This window comes from Enterobacter sp. Y17, assembly GCF_019730495.1.
Classification (GTDB): Bacteria; Pseudomonadota; Gammaproteobacteria; order Enterobacterales; family Enterobacteriaceae; genus Enterobacter; species Enterobacter asburiae_B.
This window is the reverse complement of record NZ_JAASKP010000001.1, coordinates 802,159-828,532: the sequence shown is the minus strand read 5'-3', so window position 1 is coordinate 828,532 and position 26,374 is coordinate 802,159. Positions and strand designations below refer to the sequence as shown.

At 55.8% G+C, this 26,374-nt stretch carries 25 protein-coding genes; 8 read left to right on the top strand and 17 right to left on the bottom strand.

All coding sequences use genetic code 11. The features are described from left to right. The first annotated feature begins 60 nt into the window (after positions 1–60). A complete protein-coding gene (locus HCH49_RS03785; protein WP_010432930.1) occupies positions 61–300 on the top strand; it encodes a DUF1883 domain-containing protein in 240 nt (79 codons plus the stop codon). Positions 301–330: 30 nt separating this feature from the next. Here the strand turns inward: HCH49_RS03785 and HCH49_RS03780 are convergent, their stop codons facing one another. Both HCH49_RS03780 and chaB read right to left on the bottom strand, forming a co-directional pair. Next, positions 331–1,026 (bottom strand): gamma-glutamylcyclotransferase, encoded by a 696-nt coding sequence (locus HCH49_RS03780; RefSeq protein WP_221702214.1) that lies wholly within the window; start codon positions 1,024–1,026, stop codon positions 331–333. 302 nt (positions 1,027–1,328) lie between these two features. Continuing rightward, positions 1,329–1,559: a putative cation transport regulator ChaB gene (chaB, locus tag HCH49_RS03775; RefSeq protein WP_023312121.1), complete on the bottom strand. Its 231-nt coding sequence runs from the start codon at positions 1,557–1,559 to the stop codon at positions 1,329–1,331. 270 nt (positions 1,560–1,829) lie between these two features. On the opposite strand from chaB, the gene chaA reads away from it, so the two are divergent. After that, on the top strand, positions 1,830–2,930 hold the full coding sequence (chaA, locus tag HCH49_RS03770; protein ID WP_023312122.1) for a sodium-potassium/proton antiporter ChaA: 1,101 nt from the start codon (positions 1,830–1,832) through the stop codon (positions 2,928–2,930). Positions 2,931–3,017: 87 nt separating this feature from the next. Here chaA and kdsA read toward each other — a convergent pair whose 3' ends face one another. The 6 genes from kdsA to hemA are packed head-to-tail and all read right to left on the bottom strand — an operon-like array spanning position 3,018 to position 8,321. Further along, positions 3,018–3,872 (bottom strand): 3-deoxy-8-phosphooctulonate synthase, encoded by an 855-nt coding sequence (kdsA, locus tag HCH49_RS03765; protein WP_029741601.1) that lies wholly within the window; start codon positions 3,870–3,872, stop codon positions 3,018–3,020. A gap of 36 nt (positions 3,873–3,908) precedes the next feature. Next, complete coding sequence (gene sirB1 / locus HCH49_RS03760) at positions 3,909–4,718, bottom strand: invasion regulator SirB1 (RefSeq protein WP_023312124.1); 810 nt, start codon at positions 4,716–4,718, stop codon at positions 3,909–3,911. A gap of 3 nt (positions 4,719–4,721) precedes the next feature. Then, on the bottom strand, positions 4,722–5,114 hold the full coding sequence (gene sirB2 / locus HCH49_RS03755; RefSeq protein ID WP_058841347.1) for an invasion regulator SirB2: 393 nt from the start codon (positions 5,112–5,114) through the stop codon (positions 4,722–4,724). Then, positions 5,111–5,941 carry a peptide chain release factor N(5)-glutamine methyltransferase gene (gene prmC, locus HCH49_RS03750; protein ID WP_221702213.1) on the bottom strand — a complete coding sequence of 277 codons (831 nt, stop codon included), beginning with the start codon at positions 5,939–5,941 and terminating at the stop codon, positions 5,111–5,113. Before prmC ends, sirB2 begins: the two co-directional genes overlap by 4 nt. Continuing rightward, complete coding sequence (gene prfA, locus HCH49_RS03745; protein WP_023335998.1) at positions 5,941–7,023, bottom strand: peptide chain release factor 1; 1,083 nt, start codon at positions 7,021–7,023, stop codon at positions 5,941–5,943. The genes prmC and prfA overlap by 1 nt, the downstream gene beginning before the upstream one ends. 41 nt (positions 7,024–7,064) lie before the next feature. After that, the gene (hemA, locus tag HCH49_RS03740) at positions 7,065–8,321 is read right to left on the bottom strand and encodes a glutamyl-tRNA reductase (protein ID WP_023335999.1); all 1,257 of its coding nucleotides are present in this window, start codon (positions 8,319–8,321) and stop codon (positions 7,065–7,067) included. Positions 8,322–8,522: 201 nt separating this feature from the next. Here hemA and lolB point away from each other — a divergent pair, with 201 nt between their 5' ends. From lolB to dauA, 4 genes are all read left to right on the top strand, one after another. Next, positions 8,523–9,134 (top strand): lipoprotein insertase outer membrane protein LolB, encoded by a 612-nt coding sequence (gene lolB / locus HCH49_RS03735; RefSeq protein ID WP_023312128.1) that lies wholly within the window; start codon positions 8,523–8,525, stop codon positions 9,132–9,134. After that, on the top strand, positions 9,131–10,000 hold the full coding sequence (gene ispE, locus HCH49_RS03730; RefSeq protein WP_045888009.1) for a 4-(cytidine 5'-diphospho)-2-C-methyl-D-erythritol kinase: 870 nt from the start codon (positions 9,131–9,133) through the stop codon (positions 9,998–10,000). The genes lolB and ispE overlap by 4 nt, the downstream gene beginning before the upstream one ends. Before the next feature lie 125 nt (positions 10,001–10,125). Beyond that, positions 10,126–11,073, top strand: coding sequence for a ribose-phosphate diphosphokinase (prs, locus tag HCH49_RS03725; RefSeq protein ID WP_003856663.1), 948 nt, complete (start codon positions 10,126–10,128; stop codon positions 11,071–11,073). Between the two features lie 124 nt (positions 11,074–11,197). Continuing rightward, complete coding sequence (gene dauA, locus HCH49_RS03720) at positions 11,198–12,877, top strand: C4-dicarboxylic acid transporter DauA (protein ID WP_069302967.1); 1,680 nt, start codon at positions 11,198–11,200, stop codon at positions 12,875–12,877. Positions 12,878–12,880: 3 nt separating this feature from the next. On the opposite strand, the gene HCH49_RS03715 is transcribed toward dauA, so the two are convergent. After that, entirely contained in the window at positions 12,881–13,921 is a 1,041-nt protein-coding gene (locus tag HCH49_RS03715; RefSeq protein WP_221702212.1) for a MerR family transcriptional regulator, read from the bottom strand. A gap of 121 nt (positions 13,922–14,042) precedes the next feature. Further along, positions 14,043–14,318: a stress-induced protein YchH gene (gene ychH / locus HCH49_RS03710; protein ID WP_023312132.1), complete on the bottom strand. Its 276-nt coding sequence runs from the start codon at positions 14,316–14,318 to the stop codon at positions 14,043–14,045. A gap of 274 nt (positions 14,319–14,592) precedes the next feature. Here ychH and pth point away from each other — a divergent pair, with 274 nt between their 5' ends. Further along, the gene (pth, locus tag HCH49_RS03705) at positions 14,593–15,177 is read left to right on the top strand and encodes an aminoacyl-tRNA hydrolase (RefSeq protein ID WP_023336005.1); all 585 of its coding nucleotides are present in this window, start codon (positions 14,593–14,595) and stop codon (positions 15,175–15,177) included. 126 nt (positions 15,178–15,303) lie between these two features. Further along, positions 15,304–16,398: a redox-regulated ATPase YchF gene (gene ychF, locus HCH49_RS03700; RefSeq protein ID WP_010432886.1), complete on the top strand. Its 1,095-nt coding sequence runs from the start codon at positions 15,304–15,306 to the stop codon at positions 16,396–16,398. A gap of 45 nt (positions 16,399–16,443) precedes the next feature. Here the strand turns inward: ychF and HCH49_RS03695 are convergent, their stop codons facing one another. The 7 genes from HCH49_RS03695 to tssI all read right to left on the bottom strand — a co-directional run bounded on the left by HCH49_RS03695 (position 16,444) and on the right by tssI (position 26,317). After that, positions 16,444–16,902 carry a hypothetical protein gene (locus HCH49_RS03695; RefSeq protein ID WP_231113490.1) on the bottom strand — a complete coding sequence of 153 codons (459 nt, stop codon included), beginning with the start codon at positions 16,900–16,902 and terminating at the stop codon, positions 16,444–16,446. Between the two features lie 80 nt (positions 16,903–16,982). Continuing rightward, entirely contained in the window at positions 16,983–17,546 is a 564-nt protein-coding gene (locus tag HCH49_RS03690; RefSeq protein ID WP_064672672.1) for a hypothetical protein, read from the bottom strand. An 8-nt stretch (positions 17,547–17,554) separates the two neighbouring features. Then, positions 17,555–21,979 (bottom strand): RHS repeat-associated core domain-containing protein, encoded by a 4,425-nt coding sequence (locus HCH49_RS03685; protein WP_221702211.1) that lies wholly within the window; start codon positions 21,977–21,979, stop codon positions 17,555–17,557. A gap of 3 nt (positions 21,980–21,982) precedes the next feature. After that, on the bottom strand, positions 21,983–22,423 hold the full coding sequence (locus HCH49_RS03680) for a DcrB-related protein (RefSeq protein WP_033145782.1): 441 nt from the start codon (positions 22,421–22,423) through the stop codon (positions 21,983–21,985). Positions 22,424–22,580: 157 nt separating this feature from the next. Further along, entirely contained in the window at positions 22,581–23,021 is a 441-nt protein-coding gene (locus HCH49_RS03675) for a hypothetical protein (RefSeq protein WP_260454023.1), read from the bottom strand. A gap of 3 nt (positions 23,022–23,024) precedes the next feature. Continuing rightward, positions 23,025–23,600, bottom strand: coding sequence for a hypothetical protein (locus HCH49_RS03670; protein ID WP_232056974.1), 576 nt, complete (start codon positions 23,598–23,600; stop codon positions 23,025–23,027). Positions 23,601–23,611: 11 nt separating this feature from the next. Further along, positions 23,612–26,317 carry a type VI secretion system tip protein TssI/VgrG gene (gene tssI, locus HCH49_RS03665; RefSeq protein ID WP_221702210.1) on the bottom strand — a complete coding sequence of 902 codons (2,706 nt, stop codon included), beginning with the start codon at positions 26,315–26,317 and terminating at the stop codon, positions 23,612–23,614. Positions 26,318–26,374 lie beyond the last annotated feature (57 nt).

Genomic DNA, 26,374 nt, shown 5'->3' with positions numbered 1-26,374 from the left:
ACAACATCATGCTCGGATATGGCAGCAGGGAGAGCGTTGTTTAAGACTACGGGGTAAAAAATGGCACTGGTAAAAACAAGTTTGAAACTGTTTGGCGGGGATACGGTAGTGGTGCGTTGCTCAGAACGCTGTCGTATTCATCTGATGAGTTCGAAAGCACAAAAACAGTCCCAGGCGGATATTCTCACCGTACAGGACGATAAGGCCTGGCTTACCGTGCCGTATACCGGCACGTGGGATGTGCTGATCGATAGCCACAGCCAGTCGCTGGAGCATTCCGTCAGCTACGTGGCAGCATAAGTTTAAATGCCCGGCAAGCCGGGCGTATTGTCAGGCAAAACCCGGTCGCAGCGCGCTGTTGAGCGGGTTCCCTTCCAGCAGCGCCTTCAACTTCACCACCAGCTCATTCAGACAATCGTCCTTCATGCCGAGGCGGGTCAGCTCCTGATCGAGAGAGAACAGATACTGCGCGTTGGTGCCCAGAGGCCCGCTGGCGGCGGCAATCAACGGGGCAATCACCTGCGTGCGGGTATCCGCTTCATACAGCGGATGGCGCGGGTCCATAATAAACACCAGCGCGTTGACGGTGCGTCCGTCGTCCAGTTCCAGCTTGCACCAGCTCGGCATATAGCAGCCGGTGATCATCTCGCGCTTCCAGAGCAGCGTGAGCTCCTCTTCCAGCGTGGCATCCGGCAGGCGATACGCCACGCCCGTGGTGCGTCCGCCCTCTTTCAGTGCAAGCATGCGCCCGGGCTGGCACGCGCTGCCGCGTCCGGCCGTCAGGCGCAGACAAAATGCGCGATGCCAGCCAGGCAGCGTTCCCGTTGCCGATTCGACAAATTCCAGAGCCGGGTTCCACATCAGGGAGCCGTAGCCAAAAATCCATACCGGGCCATCATCCGGGCGGCAGGCAAGCGTGGCAGCGAGTGACGCCGCACGTTGTTCAGCTGACCAGAGAAGCGATTCCTCAATAGCACCAAATGCCGTCTTACAATCTGCCTTCATTAAGAAATCACGCGTTAACACTTTCCACCTCCGCCACTGCATGCTTCCTTGCGACATCTGTAATTCGCCTTCCCGGCATTTTACCCTAAATAATTCGAGTTGCAGGAAGGCGGCAAGAGAGCGAATCCCCAGGAGCTTACATAAGTAAGTGACTGGGGTGAACGAGCGCAGCCAACGCATCTGCAACTTGAAGTATGACGGGTATATGTGCTGGTCATTTTGCCAGCAGTCGAATAACGATAAGCAATTAGCGGACCAGTTGCAATACAACGGAAGTTCAACCGCCTGAAAAGTCAAAATGAAGGCAGCGAATCATTTCACGGCTATTTCTTTTTATGCCATTTATCGTCGTCTCCTTTCTCATATTCATGTTTTACTGCGGCCCAGGCGACTTTGTGGGCCGTCTCTTCACGGCTGGCATCATCCCGGCGATCGTCCTTGTCTTTGTACTGATCCCAGGCGCTGTTAAACGCCTCTTTGTAGATATCCTGCGCGTGGGCGGGCAGCACGTTTTGCACGTTATCCGGTAATTCGCGTTTCGCTTTATAGGGCATCAGTAACCTCTCGTTTGGTTAAAGAGTTAAGTGTGGACGACGATACGCCATGGTGCCACCCGGCAATAAATTATGAGTACATTACATTTTTAATTTATTGTTATTTAATGAGTAATCAACAAAGAATCTGCATTATACCCATCATCAATGAAAATAATGACAAAGGGTAAAATTAAGTAAAAAATAAAGGGTATTTAACAGAGATCTGTTAGTTTAATGACCTCAAAAATCTATCTATAATTACAAGCACCTGCATTGATGGAGAAGCACATGACAGCAACACACGAGGCGGTAAAGACCCGCCACAAGGAGACGTCGCTCATTTTCCCGGTTCTGGCACTGGCTGTGCTGCTCTTCTGGGGAAGCAGTCAGTCACTGCCAGTGGTGGTTGGTATCAATATTCTTGCCCTGGTCGGCATCTTAACCAGCGCATTTAGCGTTGTTCGCCATGCGGACGTCCTGGCCCACCGTCTGGGCGAGCCGTACGGATCGTTAATTCTCAGCCTTTCCGTTGTTATTCTCGAAGTCAGCCTGATTTCCGCGCTTATGGCGACCGGCGATGCCGCGCCGACGCTGATGCGCGACACGCTCTATTCGATCATTATGATTGTGACGGGCGGCCTGGTAGGCTTCTCTCTGCTGCTGGGCGGGCGCAAATTTGCGACCCAGTATATGAACCTGTTCGGCATTAAACAGTATCTTATCGCCCTCTTCCCGCTGGCGATTATCGTGCTGGTCTTCCCGATGGCGCTGCCGGGTGCAAACTTTTCCACCGGGCAGGCGCTGCTGGTTGCACTGATTTCCGCCGCCATGTACGGCGTGTTCCTGTTGATTCAGACCAAAACGCACCAGAGTCTGTTTGTATACGAGCATGAAGACGACGGTGACGATGATGACCCGCACCACGGCAAGCCGTCGGCCCACAGCAGCGCGTGGCATACGGTTTGGCTGATCGTGCATCTGATTGCGGTGATTGCCGTCACCAAGATGAACGCTAACCCGCTGGAGACGCTGTTAACCGAGCTGAACGCGCCGGTGGCGTTTACCGGCTTCCTGGTGGCGCTGCTGATCCTGTCGCCGGAAGGGCTGGGCGCGCTGAAAGCGGTGTTGAATAATCAGGTGCAGCGCGCAATGAACCTGTTCTTCGGCTCCGTACTGGCGACGATTTCACTTACCGTACCGGTGGTGACGCTGATTGCCTTTATGACGGGCAACGAGCTGCAGTTTGCGCTGGGCGCGCCTGAGATGATTGTGATGGTCGCCTCGTTACTGCTGTGCCAGATTTCGTTCTCAACCGGGCGTACCAACGTGCTGAACGGCGCGGCGCATATGGCCTTATTTATTGCGTATCTGATGACGATATTTGCATAATTTTATGCGGCGCGGCTGATGCCCTCATCCCAACCCTCTCCCACAGGGAGAGGGAGAACAAAAAACCCGCCGAAGCGGGTTTTTTTATTAGTTGCTGGTATCCAGCTCGTCGAAGCTCTTCACCAGATCGTCAATCGCTTTGATCTGCTTCAGGAACGGCTCCAGCTTGTCCAGCGGCAGCGCGGATGGGCCGTCGCATTTAGCGTTAGCCGGATCCGGGTGCGCTTCAATGAACAGGCCGGCCAGGCCGGTCGCCATGCCGGCGCGCGCCAGCTCGGTCACCTGAGCGCGACGGCCGCCGGACGCGGCGCCAAACGGGTCGCGGCACTGCAGGGCGTGGGTCACGTCGAAAATCACCGGAGACTGGCCGGAGACATTTTTCATTACGCTGAAGCCCAGCATGTCGACAACCAGGTTGTCGTAACCGAAGTTTGCGCCACGGTCACACAGGATCACCTTGTCGTTTCCGCCTTCGATAAACTTATCGACGATGTTACCCATCTGACCAGGGCTGACGAACTGTGGTTTTTTCACATTAATCACGGCACCGGTTTTCGCCATCGCCGCAACCAGGTCAGTCTGGCGCGCCAGGAACGCCGGAAGCTGAATCACGTCCACCACGTCTGCCACCGGCTGCGCCTGTGAGGCTTCATGCACGTCGGTGATCACTTTCACGCCAAAGGTCTGCTTCAGCTCCTGGAAAATTTTCATTCCCTCTTCCAGGCCCGGGCCACGGTAAGAGTTGATGGAGGAGCGGTTGGCTTTGTCAAAAGAGGCCTTAAACACGTACGGGATGCCCAGCTTCTGGGTCACGGTCACGTAGTGTTCGCAGATACGCATGGCGAGATCGCGGGATTCCAGCACGTTCATGCCGCCAAACAGTACGAACGGCAGGTCGTTTGCTACCTTGATATCACCAATGCTAACCACTTTTTGTTTCATAGGATCGCCTTATTCAGGTGTGAATCGGAATTAAGATTAATGCAGTGTAATTTGTTTGTGCGAGATCGCGTTGATCTGCGCACGAATCATTTCGCTAATGGGATCTTCCGGACACTGCTCAACGAAATAATTCAAATCATTCAGCGCCACGTGTTCACAGTCGAGCTGCGCGTAGATCAGCCCACGATCGCGAATTTCGTACGGGTCTTCCGGGTTGAACTGCAGCAGCACTTCGCTGGCGCGCAACGCCAGCTCCATCTGACGCTCTTCCATCAACGCGGACTTCAGCGTATCCAGCAGCTTGCGAATGACCTCGGCGTTATCCGCCTCGTCGAGATCTTCGTTGAAGAGCTCAGCCACCGGGCTGATATTGCCTTTCAGCCACACGTCCAGCGTATGTTCATCCAGCGTGTCGCCGTTGAAGGGATTAATGAGCCACATTTCGCCGTCCAGCCACTCCGCGCGCAGGATCATCTGCGTCGGGAAAATGACCGGGACCAGCGGAATATCCAGACGGTGCGCGACCCACAGCAAAATAGAGCCCAGCGCCACGGCGCTGCCCTGACGATTTTTTAAGACCTGGTCCAGCCATAACGCGTCAGACAGGCGATACACGCCCCGCGTGTCGCAGAAACCCCATTCGCCGTAGAAAAGCTCCAGCAGCTTCTCTAATTGCCAGTCTTGCGGGCGAGCCTGATTAATCTCTTCACGCGCCAGGCTGACCAGATTCTCCAGCTCATCGTAGACAAACTGCGACGTAAAATCGTCGCGAATCATCTCAGAAATCAGGATCATGCCATCGCAAAGCGGCACTTTATTAAATTCGAAATCGGCTAAGGACCTCATGACTTACCCCAGTAACGGTATTCTTGTGGTGGCGAGTTTAATGATGATGTACAGCACCACCAGACCCAGCAGAAAGGCGATAAACCCGACCTGCTGGCTGCGCGGACGACGACGCCCAAGCGCGATAAAACCCAAAACGATGTAGATGATAACGCCAAACAGCTTTTCAGTCAGCCATGCACCTTTATCAGTAAATGGCAGATAGCCGGTCTTCCACATGAGCCCGGCACCGGAAAGGAGCAATAGCGTGTCGATGCAGTGCGGCGCGATACGCACCCAGCGGGCATCCGTCAGTGGATTGTTGCTGTAGCGCCACCAGTAACGGACGATGAAAAAGCTGACGGTCAGCGCAACGGAAATGAGGTGGACGGTAATGAGCACGGTAAACAGGCTCATAGCCACTGCCCCAGCGTCAGGCGTTCGTTGCCGCCGTAGTCGCGGCAGGTTTCAACAGCGGCGTAGCCAGCTTGCGTAAACAGTGCCCGAACGGCCTCTGCCTGCGTCCAGCCATGTTCCACGAGCAGCCAGCCGCCGGAAAGCAAATGTTTCCGTGACGTTGTCACAATGTGATCGAGATCGGCTAATCCCGCGTTGCTAGCCACGAGCGCCGTCAGCGGTTCGAAGCGCACGTCTCCCTGCGAAAGGTGCGGGTCATGTTCGTCGATGTAGGGAGGATTGCTGACAACCATCGCAAATGAGCGATTCTCCAGCGCGGCAAACCAGCTGCTTTGCAGCACCGTCACGTTGCTAAGCCCGAGACGTTCCACGTTACGCTGCGCCAGCGCCACCGCATCGGGCATTACATCCACCGCCGTCACCGTGCAGTCGGGCCGCTCGGTAGCGAGCGCCAGCGCGATAGCCCCGGTGCCGGTACCGAGATCGAGAATGCTGCAGGCCGCCGCCGGTAAACGCGCCAGCCCCTGCTCCACCAGACACTCGGTGTCCGGACGCGGGATCAGCGTCGCCGCCGAGACGTACAACGGTAACGACCAGAACTCACGTTCACCGACCAGATGCGCCACCGGCTCGCCGGTTTTACGGCGGGCAAGCAGCGCGGCGAGCTGCGCTTCCTGTTCCGCGGTCAGTTCGGTTTCGCCAAAAGCCAGCAGATAGGTGCGGGCTTTACCCGTCACATGCTCAAGCAAAATTTCGGCGTCGCGTTTCGGGCTTTCGCTTTCTGAAAGCTCACCGGCCGCCTCACGTAACCAGCGCTGAAAATCCATTAGTCCTGCTCTGACAGCGCCGCCAGCTGGTCGGCCTGGTATTCCTGCACGATAGGCTCGATCAGCATATCCAGCTTCCCTTCCATCACCTCGTCCAGACGGTACAGCGTCAGGTTGATGCGGTGATCGGTTACGCGCCCCTGCGGGAAGTTGTAGGTGCGGTTACGGTCGCTGCGATCGCCGCTGCCCAGCAGGTTACGCCGCGTAGACGCTTCCGCCTGCTGGCGCTTCGCCATTTCGGCTGCGTGGATACGCGCGCCCAGCACGGACAACGCTTTGGCTTTGTTTTTGTGCTGCGAACGCTCGTCCTGACATTCGACGACGATGCCGGTCGGCAGGTGGGTAATACGGATAGCGGAATCGGTGGTGTTAACGTGCTGACCGCCCGCGCCAGAGGAGCGGAACGTATCAATACGCAGGTCCGCCGGATTGATGTCGGGCAGTTCAGCTTCCGGCAGCTCCGGCATCACCGCAACCGTACAGGCGGAGGTGTGAATGCGGCCCTGAGATTCGGTGGCCGGCACGCGCTGCACGCGGTGACCGCCGGATTCAAACTTGAGACGACCGTACACGCCGTCGCCGCTGATCTTGGCGATAACCTCTTTGTAGCCACCATGTTCGCCTTCGTTGGCGCTCATGATCTCCACGCGCCAGCGACGCGATTCGGCATAGCGGCTGTACATGCGGAACAGATCCCCGGCAAACAGCGCCGCTTCGTCACCGCCGGTACCGGCACGCACTTCCACAAACGCGTTACGCTCGTCGTCCGGATCTTTCGGCAGCAGAAGCACCTGAAGCTGCTGCTCCATCTCTTCAGAACGCGCTTTCGCATCCTGCAACTCTTCCTGCGCCATCTCGCGCATTTCAGGATCGTCGAGCATCATCTGCGCGGTTTCGATATCTTCCTGAACCTGTCGCCAGTCGGTAAAGCATTTAGAAACATCACTTAACTGCGCGTATTCACGCGAGAGCGCGCGAAAACGTTCCTGGTCCGCAATGGTCCCGGCATCCCCGAGCAGCGCCTGTACTTCTTCATGGCGCTCGTGCAGAGCTTCCAGTTTAGCGACGATAGAAGGCTTCATAGGCGTAAGTGCACCTTGTCTTAGAAAATGGGTATAGGGCGCTATTCCAGCCCGAGGCTGTTGCGCAGAATAGTCAGGCGTTCATCATCCCCGTCACGGGCAGCCTGCTGAAGAGATTTGGTTGGTGCATGGATCAGGCGGTTGGTCAGTTTCCACGCCAGATCCTGCATAATCGCATTTGCGTCGCCGCCCTGTTCAAGGGCTGCTAACGCTTTGGCAGTCAGGTCATCACGCACCTGCTCCGCCTGCCCGCGGTACTCGCGGATGGTCTCGCTGACGCTTTGCGCGCGCAGCCAGGCCATAAACTCACTGGTTTCCTGCTCAACGATGGTTTCCGCCTGAACCGCCGCCGCTTTACGCTGGGCAAGGTTGTGCGAAATGATGCTTTGCAGGTCATCCACGCTGTAAAGATAGGCGTTAGGCAGCTTTCCCACTTCCGGCTCAACATCGCGCGGGACGGCGATATCCACCAGCAGCATCGGCTGATTACGGCGGGACTTCAGCGCACGCTCCACCATCCCTTTTCCGATAATCGGCAGCGGGCTGGCGGTAGAGCTGATAATAATGTCCGCCTCTTTCAGGCGTTCATCGATGTCGCTCAGGGCAACCACCTCTGCACCCACTTCATCCGCCAGCACCTGCGCGCGTTCGCGGGTGCGGTTAGCGATAATCATCTTTTTCACTTTATGCTCGCGCAGATGGCGCGCCACAAGTTCGATGGTTTCGCCCGCCCCCACCAGCATCACGGTGACGGTAGAAAGGGATTCAAAGATTTGGCGTGCAAGGGTGCAGGCCGCGAAAGCAACAGAAACCGCACTGGCACCAATGTCGGTTTCTGTTCGCACACGCTTCGCCACGGAGAACGACTTCTGGAACATGCGCTCCAGCTCGCTGGCCTTCAGATGCCCTTTTTGCGAATCCGCAAAGGCTTTTTTCACCTGACCCAGAATTTGCGGCTCGCCCAGCACCAGCGAATCCAGCCCGCTGGCGACGCGCATCAGATGGCTGACGGCATCGTTGTCCTGATGCCAGTACAGGCTGTTGCGCAGCTCGTCTTCATTGAGGTTGTGGTAGTCGCATAGCCAGCGGATCAGCGCTTCGTGCAGGTTGTCCTGCTCTTCCACGCTTAAATACAGCTCGGTACGGTTGCACGTCGAGAGCACCACGCCACCCTGCACCATAGGCTGTGCAAGCAGGCTGTCCAGCGCCAGGTCAAGCGTATCCGGCGAAAACGTCACGCGTTCTCGCAGCGAAACCGGAGCCGTTTTGTGGTTGATGCCGAGTGCTAATAGGGTCATGTTGAGCGGGAGTAGTACCAGCGTTAATAAGGTTAGCAGAACGCATCATACAGGATGCGCGAGATCAATAAAAGGGACTGCCCCCTTTCGGAGTAATAGGTTACACAACCCTTTGAGATAATTTGAACGTAGACGGTAGCCCCCTTCGACGCTAGCATTAACAGTTATAACTGCAACGTATCTCAAGGATTTGTCCTCATTATGACCCGACTGATTCGCCTGCTGCCGCTGGCAGCACTGGTTCTGACCGCGTGTACCGTCACCCAACCAAAAGGCCCGGGCAAAAGCCCTGATTCACCGCAGTGGCGTCAGCACCAGCAGGACGTCCGTAATTTGAACCAGTACCAGACACGCGGCGCTTTCGCTTATCTCTCTGACGAACAAAAGGTTTATGCCCGCTTCTTCTGGCAGCAGACGGGGCAGGACAACTACCGCCTGCTGCTGCTGAACCCGCTGGGCAGCACCGAGCTGGAGCTTATCGCCAAACCGGGCGAAGCGCAGATCACCGATAACAAAGGCCAGCACTATACCGCGACCGATGCCGAAGAGATGATTGGCAAGCTGACCGGGATGCCTATCCCGCTCAACAGCCTGCGCCAGTGGATCCTTGGCCTGCCGGGCGAGGCAACTGACTACACCCTTGACGACCAGTACCGTCTGAGCCAGGTGAACTACACGCAGAACGGCAAAACCTGGAAAGTGGTGTACAGCGCCTATGACAGCAAGAGTAAACCGTCGCTGCCATCAAACATGGAGCTGACGCAGGGCAGCCAGCGTATCAAGCTGAAAATGGACAACTGGATCGTTAAATGATGACCCACTGGCCCTCTCCGGCAAAGCTGAACCTGTTTTTATACATTACCGGCCAGCGTGCTGACGGTTATCACACCCTGCAGACGCTGTTTCAGTTTATTGACTATGGCGACACGATCTCTATTGAACTGCGCCAGGACGGGCAGATTTGCCTGCTAACGCCGGTCGAAGGCGTGGCGCATGAGGACAACCTGATCGTGCGCGCCGCGCGTCTGCTGATGAAAGCCGCGGCGGAATCGGGCCGTCTGACCGCGGGAAGCGGTGCGGATATCCGTATCGAGAAACGCCTGCCGATGGGCGGCGGTCTGGGCGGTGGATCATCCAACGCCGCCACCGTGCTGGTTGCGCTGAACCACCTCTGGGGCTGCGGGCTGTCGAAGGACGAACTGGCAGCCCTGGGCCTGACGCTGGGGGCGGATGTCCCGGTGTTTGTGCGCGGTCATGCGGCCTTTGCTGAAGGTGTGGGTGAGATCCTCTCCCCGGCTGAACCGCCGGAGAAGTGGTATCTGGTTGCCCATCCTGGCGTGAGCATTCCGACCCCGGTCATCTTTAAAGATCCTGACCTGAAAAGGAATACCCCGGTTCGGTCAATAGAAACGTTATTAAATTGTGAATTCAGCAACGATTGCGAGGATATCGCAAGAAAACGTTTTCGCGAGGTTGATGCGGTGCTTTCCTGGCTGTTAGAATACGCGCCGTCGCGCCTGACTGGTACAGGAGCCTGTGTCTTTGCTGAATTTGACACCGAATCCGCCGCTCGTCAGGTGCTTGAGCAAGCGCCGGTTTGGCTGCATGGTTTTGTAGCACGCGGGATGAACACCTCCCCCCTACAGCAGACCATTCTGGCGCAGACTGAGTTTCGGTGACAACGTCACCCTGTTCCAGACGTTGCATCGCGCTCTTTAATACACCGCCTGGATAGCCTTCGCCTGGCCCGCACAGTTTGCGGCGAACGCTATCCACCACTGGACGCATGCCTGAGGTTCTTCTCGTGCCTGATATGAAGCTTTTTGCTGGTAACGCCACCCCGGAACTAGCACAACGTATTGCCAACCGCCTGTACACTTCCCTCGGCGACGCCGCCGTAGGTCGCTTTAGCGACGGCGAAGTCAGCGTACAAATTAACGAAAATGTACGCGGTGGTGATATTTTCATCATCCAGTCCACCTGTGCTCCAACGAACGACAACCTGATGGAACTGGTTGTTATGGTCGACGCCCTGCGTCGCGCTTCGGCAGGCCGTATCACTGCTGTAATCCCTTACTTCGGCTATGCCCGTCAGGACCGTCGCGTCCGTTCCGCACGTGTGCCAATCACCGCTAAAGTTGTCGCTGATTTCCTGTCCAGCGTCGGCGTTGACCGCGTACTGACCGTTGACCTGCACGCAGAGCAGATCCAGGGCTTCTTCGACGTTCCGGTTGATAACGTATTCGGCAGCCCAATTCTGCTGGAAGACATGCTGCAGCTGAACCTGGATAACCCAATCGTGGTTTCTCCGGACATCGGCGGCGTGGTACGTGCCCGTGCTATCGCTAAGCTGCTGAACGATACCGACATGGCGATCATCGACAAACGCCGTCCGCGCGCTAACGTTTCTCAGGTCATGCACATCATCGGTGACGTTGCTGGCCGTGACTGCGTGCTGGTTGACGACATGATCGATACCGGCGGTACGCTGTGTAAAGCAGCTGAAGCGCTGAAAGAGCGTGGTGCCAAGCGCGTGTTCGCTTACGCGACTCACCCGATCTTCTCCGGTAACGCGGTAAACAACCTGCGCAACTCCGTCATTGACGAAGTTGTGGTATGCGATACCATCCCACTGAGCGACGAGATCAAAGCACTGCCAAACGTGCGTACGTTGACCCTGTCCGGGATGCTGGCCGAAGCGATTCGTCGTATCAGCAACGAAGAATCCATCTCAGCAATGTTCGAACACTAATCGAACACGGCCGAAAAACCCGCTGCGGCGGGTTTTTTTGTCTCCGGGTTTTATTTGTATGATTAATGCCTCCTTCACCTGCCATTCACATGACAGATGATGCGCATACGGATGATAGATAATTGTGAAAAACGTAGCCTCCTCACATGTTCTGCCCTTTCGCGCCCTCATCGACGCCTGCTGGAAAGAGAAGTACACCTCGTCACGCTTTGTCCGTGACCTGATTGCAGGGATCACCGTCGGCATTATCGCCATCCCGCTGGCGATGGCGCTGGCGATTGGCAGCGGCGTTGCGCCGCAGTACGGTCTGTACACCTCGGCCGTTGCCGGGATAGTCATTGCCCTGACGGGCGGCTCGCGCTTCAGCGTCTCCGGCCCGACCGCCGCCTTCGTGGTGATCCTCTACCCGGTTTCACAGCAGTTTGGTCTGGCAGGCCTGCTGGTCGCCACTCTGATGTCCGGCGTCTTTTTGATTCTGTTTGGTCTGGCCCGCTTTGGTCGCCTGATTGAATATATTCCCCTTTCCGTGACGCTGGGATTCACATCGGGGATTGGTATCACCATCGGAACCATGCAGATCAAGGATTTCCTCGGCCTGCAGATGCCCCACGTACCGGAGCACTACCTGCAAAAAGTGGGGGCGCTGTTTATGGCGCTGCCGACGGCCAACCTGGGCGACGCCGCCATCGGGATTGTGACGCTGGGCACGCTGATCGTCTGGCCTCGCCTCGGTATTCGTCTGCCGGGCCATCTGCCCGCGCTGCTGTTGGGCTGCGCGGTGATGGCGATCGTCAATATGCTCGGTGGTCACGTCGCGACTATCGGCTCGCAGTTCCACTATGTTCTGGCGGACGGTTCACAGGGGAGCGGCATTCCGCAACTGCTACCGCAGCTGGTGCTACCGTGGGACATGCCCGGCTCTAGCTTTACCCTAAGCTGGGATTCCCTACGCGCCCTGCTTCCCGCCGCGTTCTCTATGGCAATGCTGGGGGCAATTGAATCCCTGCTCTGCGCCGTCGTTCTGGACGGCATGACCGGCACTAAGCACAAAGCCAACAGCGAACTGGTCGGTCAGGGATTAGGCAACCTCGTCGCGCCGTTCTTCGGCGGTATTACCGCAACGGCAGCCATCGCCCGTTCTGCGGCCAACGTGCGCGCGGGTGCAACCTCACCGGTTTCGGCGGTTATCCACTCCGTGCTGGTGATCCTCGCCCTGCTGATCCTCGCCCCGCTGCTATCCTGGCTACCGCTTTCCGCCATGGCCGCCCTGCTGCTGATGGTGGCCTGGAACATGAGCGAGGCGCACAAGGTGGTGAACCTGCTTCGTCGCGCGCCGAAAGACGACATCATCGTGATGCTGATCTGCATGTCGCTGACCGTGCTGTTCGATATGGTTATCGCCATCAGCGTCGGGATCGTGCTGGCTTCCCTGCTGTTTATGCGCCGCATCGCGCAGATGACGCGCCTTTCCCCGGTTAACGTCGAGGTGCCTGACGATGTGCTGGTGCTGCGCGTGATTGGCCCGCTGTTCTTCGCCGCGGCGGAAGGTCTGTTCAGCGATCTGGAGTCCCGCATCGCGGGCAAACGGGTTGTGGTGCTGAAATGGGATGCCGTACCGGTGCTCGATGCAGGCGGCCTGGATGCCTTCCAGCGCTTTGTGAAACGTCTGCCGGAAGGCTGCGAGCTGCGGGTGAGTAACCTGGAGTTTCAGCCGCTGCGCACCATGGCGCGCGCGGGCGTACAGCCGATCCCTGGCCGACTCTCCTTCTACCCTAACCGTGAAGCCGCGTTAGCGGATCTGTGAGTCTCATGATGCAGAGAAACGTCTCTGTATCATCACCCCGATCGCCTGCTGGAGCCATGCAAGCACGGCAGGCGTCATCCAGGTTCCTTTCATCAGGTGCGGCTCCTGCTGCATGGCAGTACGAAACTTTTGCTGAGTTTCCGGGTTCTTGCCCGCGTAAGACTGGAACAATGCCAGCCAGTTTTCAGCCAGCTTTTGCGCCTCCTCACAGGCAGGATCGATATTTTCCCGCTGCGCCTGATGCAGTTTTGCCACCAGCGGCGGCCACTCCATCATGCGGTCAAAGTAGTGTGCCCGGGTAAAGGCCATCTCTTCGGCAGTGAGATACTTCTCCCATATGCAGAGCTTAGACTCAGCAAACGCGCGCGTGATGTAATCCGTCATCTCCGGCGTGATGCCGGTCTGCGCCTGCATCTGCGGTTCAACGCTGTGCATCTCGTTCAGCCGGGTGAGAAACTCCGGCTTGCCCGCCGTGTCCTGCTCAAGGCGCTCCATCCAGCGCGTCGCCAGATCCATCGCCCGGGCGTCAGTAGCGGGTAAATGGTGCTCCAGCAGCGTGTTGGCCTCTGCAACCAGCCCTGACCAGATAGCCGCCAGCGCATCCTTCTGCACCGCAAACGGCAGCTGCTGTAACTCTTCTTTGCTAAACCAGCGATCGTACATATTCATTAACTCCAGAGTCTGTAGCCAGGATTCCAGATCCGGCGTCGCATCGTCGAGAAGCCCGGTTCGCAGCTCCACCAGCCGGTCGCGCAGCGTATGTATGCTGCGCAGCTGTTTATCCAGCAGCGTGATTTGCGCATCGAGTAACTCGGTTAACGACAGCGACTCCTGTTCCAGGAAATCCCTGATTTCAGCAAGTTCCAGCCCCGCTTTTGCCAGCGCCTGGATCATATGCAGACGCTGGACATCCGCCAGGTTGTAAAGCCGGTAACCTGCCGCGCTTCTGGCAGAAGGCAGCAACAACCCTGTTTGCTCATAGTGGTGCAATGTCCGCACGGTGATCCCGGCGCGTTTCGCCAGTTCACCCACCTGAATCAACATAACTGCTCCTTTTTCTTTGCCAGTGGCGCCACTCTGGAGCCTTACGTTACGTGAGGGTCAACCCTTGATGCAAAAAAAAACGACTCCCTCGGGAGCCGTTTCGGCGTTCTTTATCGTAGCACTAGCTGTGCTTATGCTGATCGCGACGACAGCGTTTGTCGTAGTGGCGCACCCACCAGTATTTATCGCAGACTTCCTCATGGCCGCTCACGCGCGCCCCTGCAAGCCACAATACCGCACCAACGAAGATGCTCAATATCGCGCCGTGCGCGAAGTATTGCGGGAGGTCAATCTGAGGTAACTGGTTTAAAATGGAATAACCCACGCCGGCTACCATCACGAACAGCCCCAATCCCATCAGTACGTTACCGAGTAACGAAGCGTTTTTGCGTTTCATGTGTCACCTCCGGAACTTTGGGTTGTCAGGGGAAAAGCCCCTAATCCTTGTGTGTAAAGTATAGACAACGCCCCTTTTATGAGTTGCGTGAATGATCACAATTACAGATAAGTCCCAAACAAAAGTTTACAAATAACACTTTGAACAGCTTGAAATTCTAATGGTTCAAATCAGAAATTATTCGTATTTCGCTGGGAAGATCGCAGAATTTTGTCAAGCGGCGCGACAGACAGTAAACTACGCGCCAGATCTGGAACCCATTAGGAATTGAATCGTGACGATTAAACTGATTGTCGGCCTCGCCAACCCCGGCGCAGAGTATGCGGCCACCCGCCACAACGCTGGGGCATGGTACGTCGATCTGCTGGCCGAGCGGTTACGTGCTCCCCTGCGTGAAGAACCTAAATTCTTCGGGTATACCTCACGTATCAACCTTGCTGGCGCGGATGTTCGTTTACTGGTGCCCACCACCTTTATGAACCTGAGTGGTAAAGCGGTGGCGGCAATGGCAACGTTTTATCGCATCAATCCGGATGAAATTCTGGTCGCACACGATGAGCTGGATCTCCCGCCCGGCGTGGCAAAATTCAAGCTGGGCGGCGGGCACGGCGGCCACAACGGCCTCAAAGACATCATCAGCAAGCTGGGCAATAACCCGAATTTCCACCGTTTGCGCGTTGGAATCGGCCATCCGGGCGATAAAAACAAAGTTGTCGGTTTCGTACTCGGTAAGCCCCCGGTTTCTGAGCAGAAACTGATTGACGAGGCGGTAGACGAAGCGGCGCGCTGCACTGAAATCTGGCTGAAAGATGGGTTAACCAAAGCGACAAACCGCTTACACGCTTTCAAAGCGCAATAATCCGCCCGATTCGGCTTTTTTACCGCGCGTCATGCGGGTTACGTGTATAATAGGCGTAGTTATTTACTTTTCATCAATCGGTTATCGTTAACGGATTGATTATCAAGATATTAAGGTGATTTAGAAATGGGATTCAAATGCGGTATCGTCGGTCTGCCAAACGTGGGCAAATCCACCCTGTTTAACGCGCTTACCAAAGCGGGTATCGAAGCGGCGAACTTCCCGTTCTGTACCATCGAACCTAACACCGGCGTTGTGCCAATGCCGGACCCGCGTCTGGACCAGCTCGCGGAAATCGTTAAGCCGCAGCGCATTCTGCCAACCACCATGGAATTCGTGGACATCGCGGGCCTGGTAAAAGGCGCATCCAAAGGTGAAGGCCTGGGTAACCAGTTCCTGACCAACATTCGTGAAACCGAAGCGATCGGCCACGTTGTGCGCTGCTTCGAGAACGACAACATCATCCACGTTAACAACAAAGTGGATCCGGCTGACGACATCGACGTCATCAACACCGAGCTGGCGCTCTCTGACCTCGACACCTGCGAACGCGCTATTCACCGCGTGCAGAAGAAAGCCAAAGGCGGCGACAAGGACGCGAAAGCGGAACTGGCTGCGCTGGAAAAATGTCTGCCACAGCTTGAAAATGCGGGCATGCTGCGCGCGCTGAAAAACCTGACTGAAGAAGACAAAGCGGCGATCAAATACCTGAGCTTCCTGACCCTGAAGCCAACCATGTACATCGCCAACGTTAACGAAGACGGTTTTGAGAACAACCCGTACCTCGACAAAGTGCGTGAAATCGCGGCGGCTGAAGGTTCTGTGGTTGTGGCGGTTTGCGCTGCCGTTGAATCCGACATCGCTGAGCTGGACGACGCCGACCGTGAAGAGTTCATGGCCGAGCTGGGTCTGGAAGAGCCGGGCCTGAACCGCGTAATTCGCGCAGGCTATGAGCTGCTGAACCTGCAGACCTACTTCACCGCTGGCGTGAAAGAAGTGCGTGCGTGGACCATTCCTGTAGGTGCGACTGCACCTCAGGCGGCCGGTAAAATCCACACCGACTTCGAGAAAGGCTTTATTCGTGCGCAGACTATCGCGTTTGAAGACTTTATCACCTACAAGGGTGAGCAAGGCGCGAAAGAAGCAGGCAAGATGCGTGCGGAAGGGAAAGACTACATCGTTAAAGATGGCGATGTGATGAACTTCTTGTTTAACGTTTGAGTTGTTTTGAATGAAAAAAATCCACGCTTTGGCGTGGATTTTTTTTCATAAATTACCGATTTCCGCCCTCTTTCGCAGATAGAACTCAAGGTATTTTTTAGGTCTATCCTGAAACGCACGCTCTTTGCCGTAGTTATAAGCATCGTTGAAATATTTATACGCTTCATCGAATTGATTCAACTCGTAACAGACCATGCCGAGGTCGATTGATGGTGCAGTGTCTATATTCGATCCACGTGTGCGCAACGTCGTCTCTCCCCATTTCTTCGCCTCATCGTAATCCTCAAGATCAAAGTAAGCGCTGTACATGCACGCAGCGATCCAGTTAGCAAATTCCGATTCAAACTTTGGCTCAGCAAGAGCTTGCCAGGCTTTTTGGTATTGTTCTAAAGCTTCGGCGTATTTTTGGTTGTCGTGAAACTCGTTTCCTTTTTCTACAAGAGATGTAACTCTTTTTTCATCGAATTTATAGCATACGTTTTTCATATATTTATTCATTATCATTCGAAAAGAGATCTCCTTGCCTATATAAAAGGGATATAAGCGATAAATGCCTTCAGAAGCAGGGAGGTCTCTAAAAGAAACTAACCAAAAAAGAAATATTTAAAAGCTTCTGCCTCAACATCCTTAAGCTTGCTTTTTAGCATTAAATCGATATCTTCCAGAAAGTCCTCTCTGAAATTAAAATCATCATCTGTAGCATCACCATCATATTTACTTTGTTCTATCTCAATGGCAGAACAAAAAGCATCCAAAAAGTCGGCTAACGAATTGGAGATAATGAAATTTCTTTTTTGAATACTACCATAAACAGGAGATGTAATATTTTGGGTATCACAAAAAAGAACATCTCCATTTCTTTCAGCAAAGATTATATATTCATCGCGCCAGGTCGTGTCATTTTGAACTCGCCAGCCTGATAACATTTCATTAAGCTCTTGGGACTCAACAATCTGTATAAAGAAAGTACCATCAAATGTTGGGTGGTCATTTAAAATCAAATGGCTATAAAAAAAACGAATTTCGCCATTTAAATTCACTGGAAAAGAAGTTTCATTTTCATCGTCTGTATAGTCTATCTCTCCCATATTTAAATCATTCATTTTGAATTTGCTAACAAAGTCTTGGACTGCATTTTGTATGTTCATCTTTCCCCCTATAATTGCTTACATCGTTGTCTGGATTTTAGTGTTCTTTCTCTATCGATTAAGCGCCCGCGCGTCGAGTTTTTAGTATTCCCTCTATGTCCTTGATCACCATGGACATGCTCATTGAACTTGTCGGGATGGTTATGATTTTTCAAGAAAACAATATTCCTCGGATCACCTTGCCATTTAGAACCAAGTGTACCATTACCTTCTACCGAGTTGATATGATGCCCAGTATAGCCTGCCCGTGACATCACGGAGGTAAGACTTTTGTTCGGAGTCTTCAATATTAAATCTCTCTCTTGCGCAGTCCAATTCCTGGTGCCAGCCCCGCCATCCTGCAATAAGGCTTTTTCTTGCACCCATGCCCTAGAGATAGCAGAGCTTCTAGCTCCGTTTTGAGCAGAAAGAGAATCGTGTGGGCGGTAGCGAATCAGATCTTCAGGAGTCAACCCCCACGGATCCACCCACCCCAGCGCATTCGGCGCATACTGGTAAAGGTTTATCCCCCCCGCCAGCCCTATCGGGTCCTGCTGCGTAAACCGCCCGCAGTCCGGGTCATAATACCGGAACAGATTGTAGTGCAGCCCTGTCTCACGGTCCAGGTATTGCCCCTGCATGCGCAGGTTCTGAGAATATCCTGATACCTGCGTCTCGCTTTCCCGCAGCAGCTTGCCCCAGGCGCTGTTCACCCCTTCCCAACGCACCTGCCCTTCGATATCCGTCATCCGCTCCGGCGTGCCGTTGGGCTGGCAGTGGAACCAGAAAATCTCCGGTGCATCCACGCCGTCAATACGCGCCAGCGGGTCGTAGCTGTCCTGATCGCTGTAGACGTAGGTGAGCGGCACATCCCCGTGTACCTCCTGCAGCAGGCGGAACCCTTCCCAGACAAACCGGGTGGTCACTGGCTTACCGGTTGGCTGTCCGCCCAGCATCTGGCGTCGCGTTTTGCTGATACGTCGCCCGAGCGGATCGTAGCGGAAGCTGACCTGCGTCTGCGGTTTGTTGCGGTCCCGCGGCTGGCTGATGACTTCCGTCAGGCGATGCTCACCGTCGTAGCGGTAGTGCCAGCGGGTCTGACCGTTATCTTTCTCCACGGTGCGGCCGTGGATGTCATAGCGCCAGCGAATGCCGTTCAGCTGCGTCAGGCGGTTGTGCGTGACCTTCTCAGCAGCCCCTTCCAGCGGGTTGCCGGCAGCGTCCCAGCGCCACTGCTCCTGTCCGGGCAGCGTGCCGTCCTGAACGAGCAGACGCCCGGCGCTGTCGTACTGCCAGCGGTACCAGCTGAACGGGTTATCGTCCCGCTCTTCCCGCACCAGGTTATTGCGGTAGTCGTAATCCCAGCGGCGGGACCAGCGGCGCGGCGACGGGCGCTGGGCGTTGCCGGTAAAGACGTCCCGGCGATGCAGTCGCCCAAGACGATCGTATTCGCTACGGGTGGTCAGCAGCCCCTGAGTGCGGCTGGTCTCCCGGTGGAGTTCGTCGCGGGTAAAGTCGGAGACCGACAGCTTATCAAGAGCAATGCTGAGCAGATGCCCGCTGCCGTAGTATAACTGCTTCAGCTCGCGGCCATCGGGCAGCGTGACGGAGGTGCGGTTGCCCAGCGCGTCATACTCCCACGCCAGCTCGCCGTGCTCGCCCTCCTCGCGCGTCACGCGACCGAGCGCGTCATACTCAAAGGCCAGCTCCTGCTCTGCCGCGGTGGTCCACGCGTCGGCTGCAAGCGCAGGATGCAGCCCAATCCGGCTTAACAGCCCGGACGACGTGTAGTGATAGCGTGTCTGCCCCTCCGGCGTGATGCGGGCGACCAGCTGGCCGCTCGCGCTCCAGGCGAAGGCATGGGTGATGGCCTCAGGATGACCGGCGGCAAACGTGCGTGCTATCGTGCGTCCGCACGCGTCATAGCGATACTGCGAGGCTACGCCATCGAGCCCCACCTCTTCCAGCAGCAGCGAGTCCGCGCCCCAGCGGAACTGATACGCTTCGCCGTTTTCGTTTTCCAGGGCAATCAGACGCCCGCGGCTGTCCCAGCGGCGACAGACCTCTTCACCCTGGGTATTACGCGTTGCGGTTAAGCGTCCTGCCTCATCGTATCTGAACTCACTTTCCTTACCGTCGGCGCCCGCATGCTTCACCGGCAGGCCACGTTCGTTCCATTTGAGCGATTCCGTCCAGCCTTCCGGGCGATCGAGCTGCACCGGACGCCCTGCGGCGTCGTAGCGATATCGCGTCTCTTCCCCGTCGGCGCCAGTCTCGGCCACCAACCAGCCCAGCGGGTGATAGCGGTAGCGGGTAATACGCCCGGAACAGTCCGTCGAACGAACGATCTGCCCGGCCTCGTTGTACTCCTGGTAGCGGCTGTTTCCGGCGGCATCGACCTCTTCAACGACCTGGCCGAACTCGTCCCGGCGTAGCTGCGTGGTCTGCCCCATCGGGTCCACCACGCGCTTAAGCCCGTGATGTTCGTCGTACCAGAACCGGGTGGCGCTGCCGTCGGCTTCGATAATGGCCGCAGGAAGCGCGCGGTGCTCCAGCCAGGCGGTGGTGCGGGTATTACCGTCGGCGTCGATCTCCTGAACCCGGTTGCCCATTTCGTCGTAGACGAAGGTAACGGCATTGCCGAGCGGATCGATGCGTCGCGTCAGAAGCTCGTTCTCGTTCCACTCGTAGCGCCAGTTTTCACCGCGCTCGTCAACGTAGCGGACAATCAGATTCTGCGCGTTCCAGTAGTGGCGGCGCGTCTGGCCGTCGTAGTGCTCGACGGTCGTCAGCCCGACGGCTAAATCGTAGCTAAAGCGGCAGCCGTCGCCGGTGCTGGTGCGGTTTTCCACCACGCGCCAGTGATCGAATTTTTTCCAGCGGTATTCGCTCTCCAGACCGCCCGGCATCCGGTGCCAGACCATCAGCCCGTGCTCGTTATAGCGGTACTCACGCGTCACCACGCCGGAGGCATCCGTCGCGCTCGCCAGCTGGCCGCGCGCGTCGTAGCCCCACTGCATCAGCGGCCATGTCTGGCTGCCGTCAAAATGGCTGGCAGCGGTAACACGCTGCGGGAAACGTTCATCGTCATAGCGCAGGGTGACGTCTATCGCCCGCGGCTCGTCGTGAAGGCCGACCAGCCTGCCGTGCTCGTCCCACTCCGTCAGCAGCGCGTTGCCGTATTCGTCGCTGAGGGAGGCCAGACGCAGGATAGATGGATTCGCCCGGGTCGGTTTATACAGACGCCACACCGCGCCGTCATCGTCGGCAATCGCCACGTCGCCGTTCTCATTGCGGCGGATGATAATGCCTTCGCTGATGCTGTAAAACGCGCGGTCGACCGGCGGCAGCTCGAAGCTCAGCTCGCGCCCGGTTTCGTCGAACCAGGTGGCGTTGTTGTCTTCCAGCGTGAGATAGCTATCAAAGGTCGTTGCCCAGCCCAGACCGAACAGCCCTTCCCGGGTGGTCAGGCTGTTGTAGCTGCGCTGCCAGCGAAGCGGAAAGCGCCCCGGCAGCGAGAAATCGAGTTCGTCGTCGTCATTCAGCACCTTCACGCCGGTGGCGGCGTGAACCGGGTGCGAGGAGCCAAACACGGCATTCACCGCCATATCGGCCAGCATCCCGCCGCCGGCCGCCGCCAGCGCGCAGGGCATGTTTTTCAGGATCTTACCCGGACGCCCGCGCAGCAGGGAGAGTGCAATCATCCCCAGCGCCAGACCCGGCGTTTTACCGCTTTTGATATCGCGGACCGTGAGCGTGTCGCCGCCGATGATCACGTTCGGGGAGACGTCGTCGGAAACGGTGCCTTCGCAGGTGGTGCGATCTTTCGCACGCACCGCGGGCTGCCCGTTGATGAAGACGCTTTTAGAGCCTTCCGCCAGATACTGCGGCCCGGAGTGCTTTTCGCACGCCACCTTGTCCTCTTCCAGCGGCGAGGTTCCCGCGGCGGCAGAGGCCACGCTCGGCTGCCACATTTCGCTGCCAAACTGACCGGCAGCGGATAGCAGCATGCCCGCGTAATCGGCAAAGCTGCCCGGCGACTGCGGCTCGGGGGACGGTGTATCGGCGGGCGTCAGCGTGCCTGCCGCGCGCGCGGCGGGGATTGCGTTGGTGAGAACGTTACTGGAACCGGTAGTGATTTTACCCGCAGGCGAAGGCGGGAAAAGCGCATTGCCTAATCCTTCCGCGGCGTTGCTGATATCGTCGGTGATCCCCGCCACGTTCGCCAGCACGCCGCCAATGATGCCGCTTAACAGACAGCTGGATCCAATTGCCGCCACGCCCGCTGCGGCAGCCCCTGCGCCCAGCAATGGCGCCGCTACGGTTGCAGCTGCGCCTACCGCCGCGCCGATCACCGCATAGGCGGCACCTTCCGCCACAATGCTGGTGATGTCAGCAAAAATGCTGGAGTGAATAATCTCGTCGCCCTTACGGGCCGCGTTGTTATCGCTCATGCCTTACACATTCCGGTTGTCGTTTAGCGTCAGACTCTGCTTAAGCGCGCTCCAGCGCACCTCGTCCTCTTCGGTGAATGCCCTGAGTGCCGAGAGGGTAAAAATCATCAATACCGGTTTGCCCGGCGTCTGCACGGCCAGCTGTTTTTGCCACAGGCGCTGCCCGTTACGGTCAAAGGTGGTTTCAACTTCCAGCCCGTTAATTTTTCCGTCAGGCCCGGCTTTTACCTTCCGGAATTCGCTCTGGGCAATTTCGCCCATCTGCGGACGCAGCACATCCCACTGGCGATGGAACTCTTGTTCATAGTCGCTGCCATCGGGGATAACGCCGCGGCTGACCACCACGGACAGCCCGCTTTCGTCATCGCGAATAATGTTCATGCTGTTATCCTGCCAGGCAGCAGGAAAAAGGGAAAACGAACCTTCCTGGAGGGTGTATTTCATAAGTGAACTCGGGATGATTAATATTGTGAAAAACAAAAAGGCCAATCCATGCTGGCCCTCTGGCTGGCTGTTTTATTATTTACGCCATTGACCTGACTGTTCGACTAAAACATGGCCGCCTTTGCTGACAACCAATTTCGCGGGTGCATAATCTTGATTAGTTGTTCGTTGCAAAATGCATCGCATTGAATCTGGCGGCCCACTGCTGAATATCGGCATTTATAACCGGGTTATTATCAGATGACCGATATTGTATAACGTCCGACTCCGGAACCACCCAGGCCGCAAAGATTTTGCCGTCAGGATCGATAACCAGCGCTGACGCGTTCTCCAGATAGAGATCTTTTAGCCAGCCTTCAACAAACAATCCGCCACCTGCGGTGGTATGCGGTTCACCGAAGACATCAAAGTTATCAATAAAGGTCTGGTAATGATTTCCCAGCAACGTCCTGAGACTGTCTGTTACTTCTCTGTCGTTAACGATGCGGCTAACCGTTTCGAGCTTATTGTATCGCGATAATTCAAGCGCCGATGATGCTTCAACGACGCCAGCCAATAAAGCCGCGCACAATACGGCTGCCAGATATTTTTTGGTCATAAATCACTCTGAAGAACCATTTTCGTAATTCATGGTTATTTTCACAACCTTACTGTCTTTAACCTCAAATGAGAGCAATTTCTTACCCAATTCATAGGAAATCCACTGTTCCCCGGAATCATTTTCAACCTGGCCACTACCATAAGCGTTATTCAGTTCATTTATTGTTGAACCAATATGGATCCCTCGGGCTGTTTTGCCATCCGCAGCAGTTAGCGTAATCTGCGACACAATATAATCATCAACACTTCTCTCGGCTTTATCCCACCAAAGATTGGAAGTGAATATTTCTAACCCAGACTTTTGATGCTGGAAGAATTTATAATTTATTCCGTCAAAAGGAACTTCCCCGACAAAATGGCCGTCAATCGGCAACTCAAATTTACGTGCAACGTCATTAGTCCACCTGTCGCCCAATGCGACAGACTGTTTGTTTATTTGTACAGAAAAGTCGGGATTTGCTAAAAGATTATGGGATGAATTTTCAACTTTTTTATTGATTTGAGCAGTCGTGGCATTACTGTTCAAGCTGCAGAGCACCAGAACCGAACATAAAACACTCAGAATTTTCTTACTCATAAGTTGATCCATTACTTAAACTTTGGAATATCATATGATAGGTTTGCCCCAGGGAAATTATCAAACATTTTCTTCATGTTTGATGTTTGGGCTACAGCCCAGTTAACATCAGTTGCATACTGATGTGTTCCTGGCGAAGCTGGGTTCCATCGCATCTTATAAAGATTGTTTTGGGCATAATCCGCATTATTGATGTATTTTTCGGAAATCCATTTCGCACCACCATCTATCGCTTTCTCTGGCGAAGTCCATCCCATTTTATATGCGTAATTGGATCCTGTTTTAACAGCATTGCCATCTAAAGCGCCAATACCGTACATATTATAAACTTTTACACCATTGACCTCGACACCTTTCGCCAGTTCACTCGCTCCGTTACCTGTTTCGAGAGCAGAATGTGAGGCCAGGTAAACTTCACTGACATTGTATTTCTTTGCTGCATCAAGATATGTTTTTTCTTGACCTTCAAGTACGCCTTTACCTTTCAGGAAGGAAGCCATATCAGTTTCAGAAACACCTGATGAAGATGAGAGATCAAGGAACTGATATTTATCAGTTCCAGTATTGTAGTTATCCGGGTTTGCATATTTCTTAATATCATCTTCAGAGGCGTTGACAAAACCGCGTCGCGTCCACTTTTGAGGTTTAGCCTTTAAATTCTTTTGCTTATCCACCATGTCCTGCAACGAATAATTATATTCACTGGTTTTGTCTGTGCCCGTTGTAGCAGCAGAATTGTTTTGCGCAGGCGCCGCTTTACCCGATCCTCCGGCAACTCCCGCACCGGCAGATTTTTTAGCCTGATCCGGAGAGAAATACGCCTGCACCGACGCATCAATATCCCCTTTATGCCCCGATCCCGGTGCCGTTGTGCCCGGCTTGGTGCCAGAGGTATTCAGATGCAGCTTACCGCCCGTGGTGATATACCCATCCCCTTCCACGAAGAAGTTAAACTCTTTGCCGATCAGGTTAATCTTGCCGTTAGCGTTCAGCTCAATGGCGCTCTCACCGGAGACCAGCCGCAGCTTCGTCCCGGAAGCAATGACGTACTGCTCCACCGCCGCATCCAGCTTGCCTTTCCCCGTCAGGATCTCGGTTCCACCTTTCACGGCCTGGGTTTGGTTCGCTTCCACGCGATGCAGTTCATTTTTCTTCACGTAATGGCTGCGCGCCCCGCCGACGCTGTGCGTTTCATCGTTCTTAACGCTGGTGTCCATGTTGCGCTCGGCCTGGATCCACACCTGCTCTGCGCCCGCTTTATCCTCAAACCGCAGGGCGTTGGCATTGTCGACGGAACCGTCTTTCGTGCGGCTCATAAAGCCCATCTGCGTCGCGGCGGCAGGCAGCGCCCACGGCGGCATGCTCGCGTCGTTGTACACGCGACCGGTAATAATCGGACGGTCCGGGTCGCCGTTGATAAAGTCCACCACCACCTCGTCGCCGACGCGCGGAATTTGCACCCCGCCGTAGCCCTGGCCCGCCCACGCGCTCGACACGCGCACCCAGCAGGAGCTGGTGTCATCGCCCTTCGCCAGGCGGTCCCAGTGGAACTTCACCTTCACGCGGCCGTATTTGTCCGTCCAGATACTCTCGCCCTTCGGCCCCACTACTTTCGCGGTCTGCGGGCCGTAGGTGCGCGGCCACGCCGTGGTCTGCGCCGGACGGTAGACCACCGCCGACGGGATGACCGTAAAATCGGTGCGGTGAATGGTTTCACCCTCGCCGCTGGCGTAGCGGTTCTCTTCGAAGTGATAACCCGCCGCCGTCACCAGATACTCGCCGTTGTCGCTGAAGAACGGCGCGTTGGTTAAGGTGAAGGTGTGCCCTGGCGCAATCCCCGCCGCCGTGGCGGTGGCCTGAATCTGCTGATGTTCAACCTGCCAGCGTTCCTGACGAATACGGGCATAAAACTCCCCGTGGCCTTTGTCCACAAAGCGACCCGGCCAGTCGTACACGTCGATGCTGCCCGGCTTCGGCGACGCCGGGTTCTGCTGGGCCTGGAACAGCCACGCGTTCGGCTTGCGGAAGTCATAGTCGTCGAGGCTGTAAATCCCCGGCGTCACGCTGTCCTCCAGCGCCCACTGGCTGATGCCCTCTTCGTCCGTACTGCCGCCTGACGGCGTCTGGTGGTAAGGAATGACCTCATAGCCGCTGAACGGCTGATGCTGCGTGGCGGCGTCGGTGAGCACCAGGGTGTGTTTGTCCGCCTCGTGGCTGAAGTGATAGGCAATCCCCTCCAGCTCCATCAGGCGGCTGATGAAGTCCAGGCTCGACTCCTGATACTGCACGCAGTAGTCCCACACCCGGTAGCTGCCGGTGAGTTTATCCTCAACGTTAACCTGATGCTCGCCCAGCAGGGTTTTCACAATCTGCGGCACCGTCTGCCCCTGGAAGATACGCAGGTTACGGTCGCGCTTCATCGTCCACAGGTCCGGCTCAACCGTCAGCTGGTACACCGCATAGCGGGTGCCCGTCAGCTCGACGGCGCTGACCGCCACGCGGGTAATTTTGCCGTTAACATAGCGGGACGTCAGCAGGTTCTGCGTCGGGATGGTCACCGTGACCGGCTGGCCCAGCAGCTTGCTGCGGTCAATGCGCGCGTCCGTGCCGAGCACGGTCAGCGTCAGCGCGAACGACTCGGACATCGCCTCGCGGCCCGTCAGTTTCCAGAACAGAAGCCCCTCCACCGGGAGCTGAACGGTAATTCGGTTGAGCATAATCTTTATTCCATCTAGCTTATGCGATTCAGAAAAGAGGTTCGCATCTGTGACTGA

Excerpts from the sequence above, each read along its gene's own strand:
- lolB (WP_023312128.1), top strand. The coding sequence starts at position 8,523 with ATGACCCGACTGATTCGCCTGCTGCCGCTGGCAGCACTGGTTCTGACC.
- chaA (WP_023312122.1), top strand. The coding sequence starts at position 1,830 with ATGACAGCAACACACGAGGCGGTAAAGACCCGCCACAAGGAGACGTCG.
- chaB (WP_023312121.1), bottom strand. The coding sequence starts at position 1,559 with ATGCCCTATAAAGCGAAACGCGAATTACCGGATAACGTGCAAAACGTG.
- HCH49_RS03695 (WP_231113490.1), bottom strand. The coding sequence starts at position 16,902 with ATGATAATGAATAAATATATGAAAAACGTATGCTATAAATTCGATGAA.
- prfA (WP_023335998.1), bottom strand. The coding sequence starts at position 7,023 with ATGAAGCCTTCTATCGTCGCTAAACTGGAAGCTCTGCACGAGCGCCAT.
- HCH49_RS03675 (WP_260454023.1), bottom strand. The coding sequence starts at position 23,021 with ATGACCAAAAAATATCTGGCAGCCGTATTGTGCGCGGCTTTATTGGCT.
- ychF (WP_010432886.1), top strand. The coding sequence starts at position 15,304 with ATGGGATTCAAATGCGGTATCGTCGGTCTGCCAAACGTGGGCAAATCC.
- HCH49_RS03680 (WP_033145782.1), bottom strand. The coding sequence starts at position 22,423 with ATGAAATACACCCTCCAGGAAGGTTCGTTTTCCCTTTTTCCTGCTGCC.
- HCH49_RS03785 (WP_010432930.1), top strand. The coding sequence starts at position 61 with ATGGCACTGGTAAAAACAAGTTTGAAACTGTTTGGCGGGGATACGGTA.
- HCH49_RS03685 (WP_221702211.1), bottom strand. The coding sequence starts at position 21,979 with ATGAGCGATAACAACGCGGCCCGTAAGGGCGACGAGATTATTCACTCC.
- tssI (WP_221702210.1), bottom strand. The coding sequence starts at position 26,317 with ATGCTCAACCGAATTACCGTTCAGCTCCCGGTGGAGGGGCTTCTGTTC.
- hemA (WP_023335999.1), bottom strand. The coding sequence starts at position 8,321 with ATGACCCTATTAGCACTCGGCATCAACCACAAAACGGCTCCGGTTTCG.
- sirB1 (WP_023312124.1), bottom strand. The coding sequence starts at position 4,718 with ATGAGGTCCTTAGCCGATTTCGAATTTAATAAAGTGCCGCTTTGCGAT.
- HCH49_RS03690 (WP_064672672.1), bottom strand. The coding sequence starts at position 17,546 with ATGAACATACAAAATGCAGTCCAAGACTTTGTTAGCAAATTCAAAATG.
- ychH (WP_023312132.1), bottom strand. The coding sequence starts at position 14,318 with ATGAAACGCAAAAACGCTTCGTTACTCGGTAACGTACTGATGGGATTG.
- HCH49_RS03670 (WP_232056974.1), bottom strand. The coding sequence starts at position 23,600 with ATGAGTAAGAAAATTCTGAGTGTTTTATGTTCGGTTCTGGTGCTCTGC.
- sirB2 (WP_058841347.1), bottom strand. The coding sequence starts at position 5,114 with ATGAGCCTGTTTACCGTGCTCATTACCGTCCACCTCATTTCCGTTGCG.
- HCH49_RS03715 (WP_221702212.1), bottom strand. The coding sequence starts at position 13,921 with ATGTTGATTCAGGTGGGTGAACTGGCGAAACGCGCCGGGATCACCGTG.
- kdsA (WP_029741601.1), bottom strand. The coding sequence starts at position 3,872 with ATGAAACAAAAAGTGGTTAGCATTGGTGATATCAAGGTAGCAAACGAC.
- prmC (WP_221702213.1), bottom strand. The coding sequence starts at position 5,941 with ATGGATTTTCAGCGCTGGTTACGTGAGGCGGCCGGTGAGCTTTCAGAA.
- ispE (WP_045888009.1), top strand. The coding sequence starts at position 9,131 with ATGATGACCCACTGGCCCTCTCCGGCAAAGCTGAACCTGTTTTTATAC.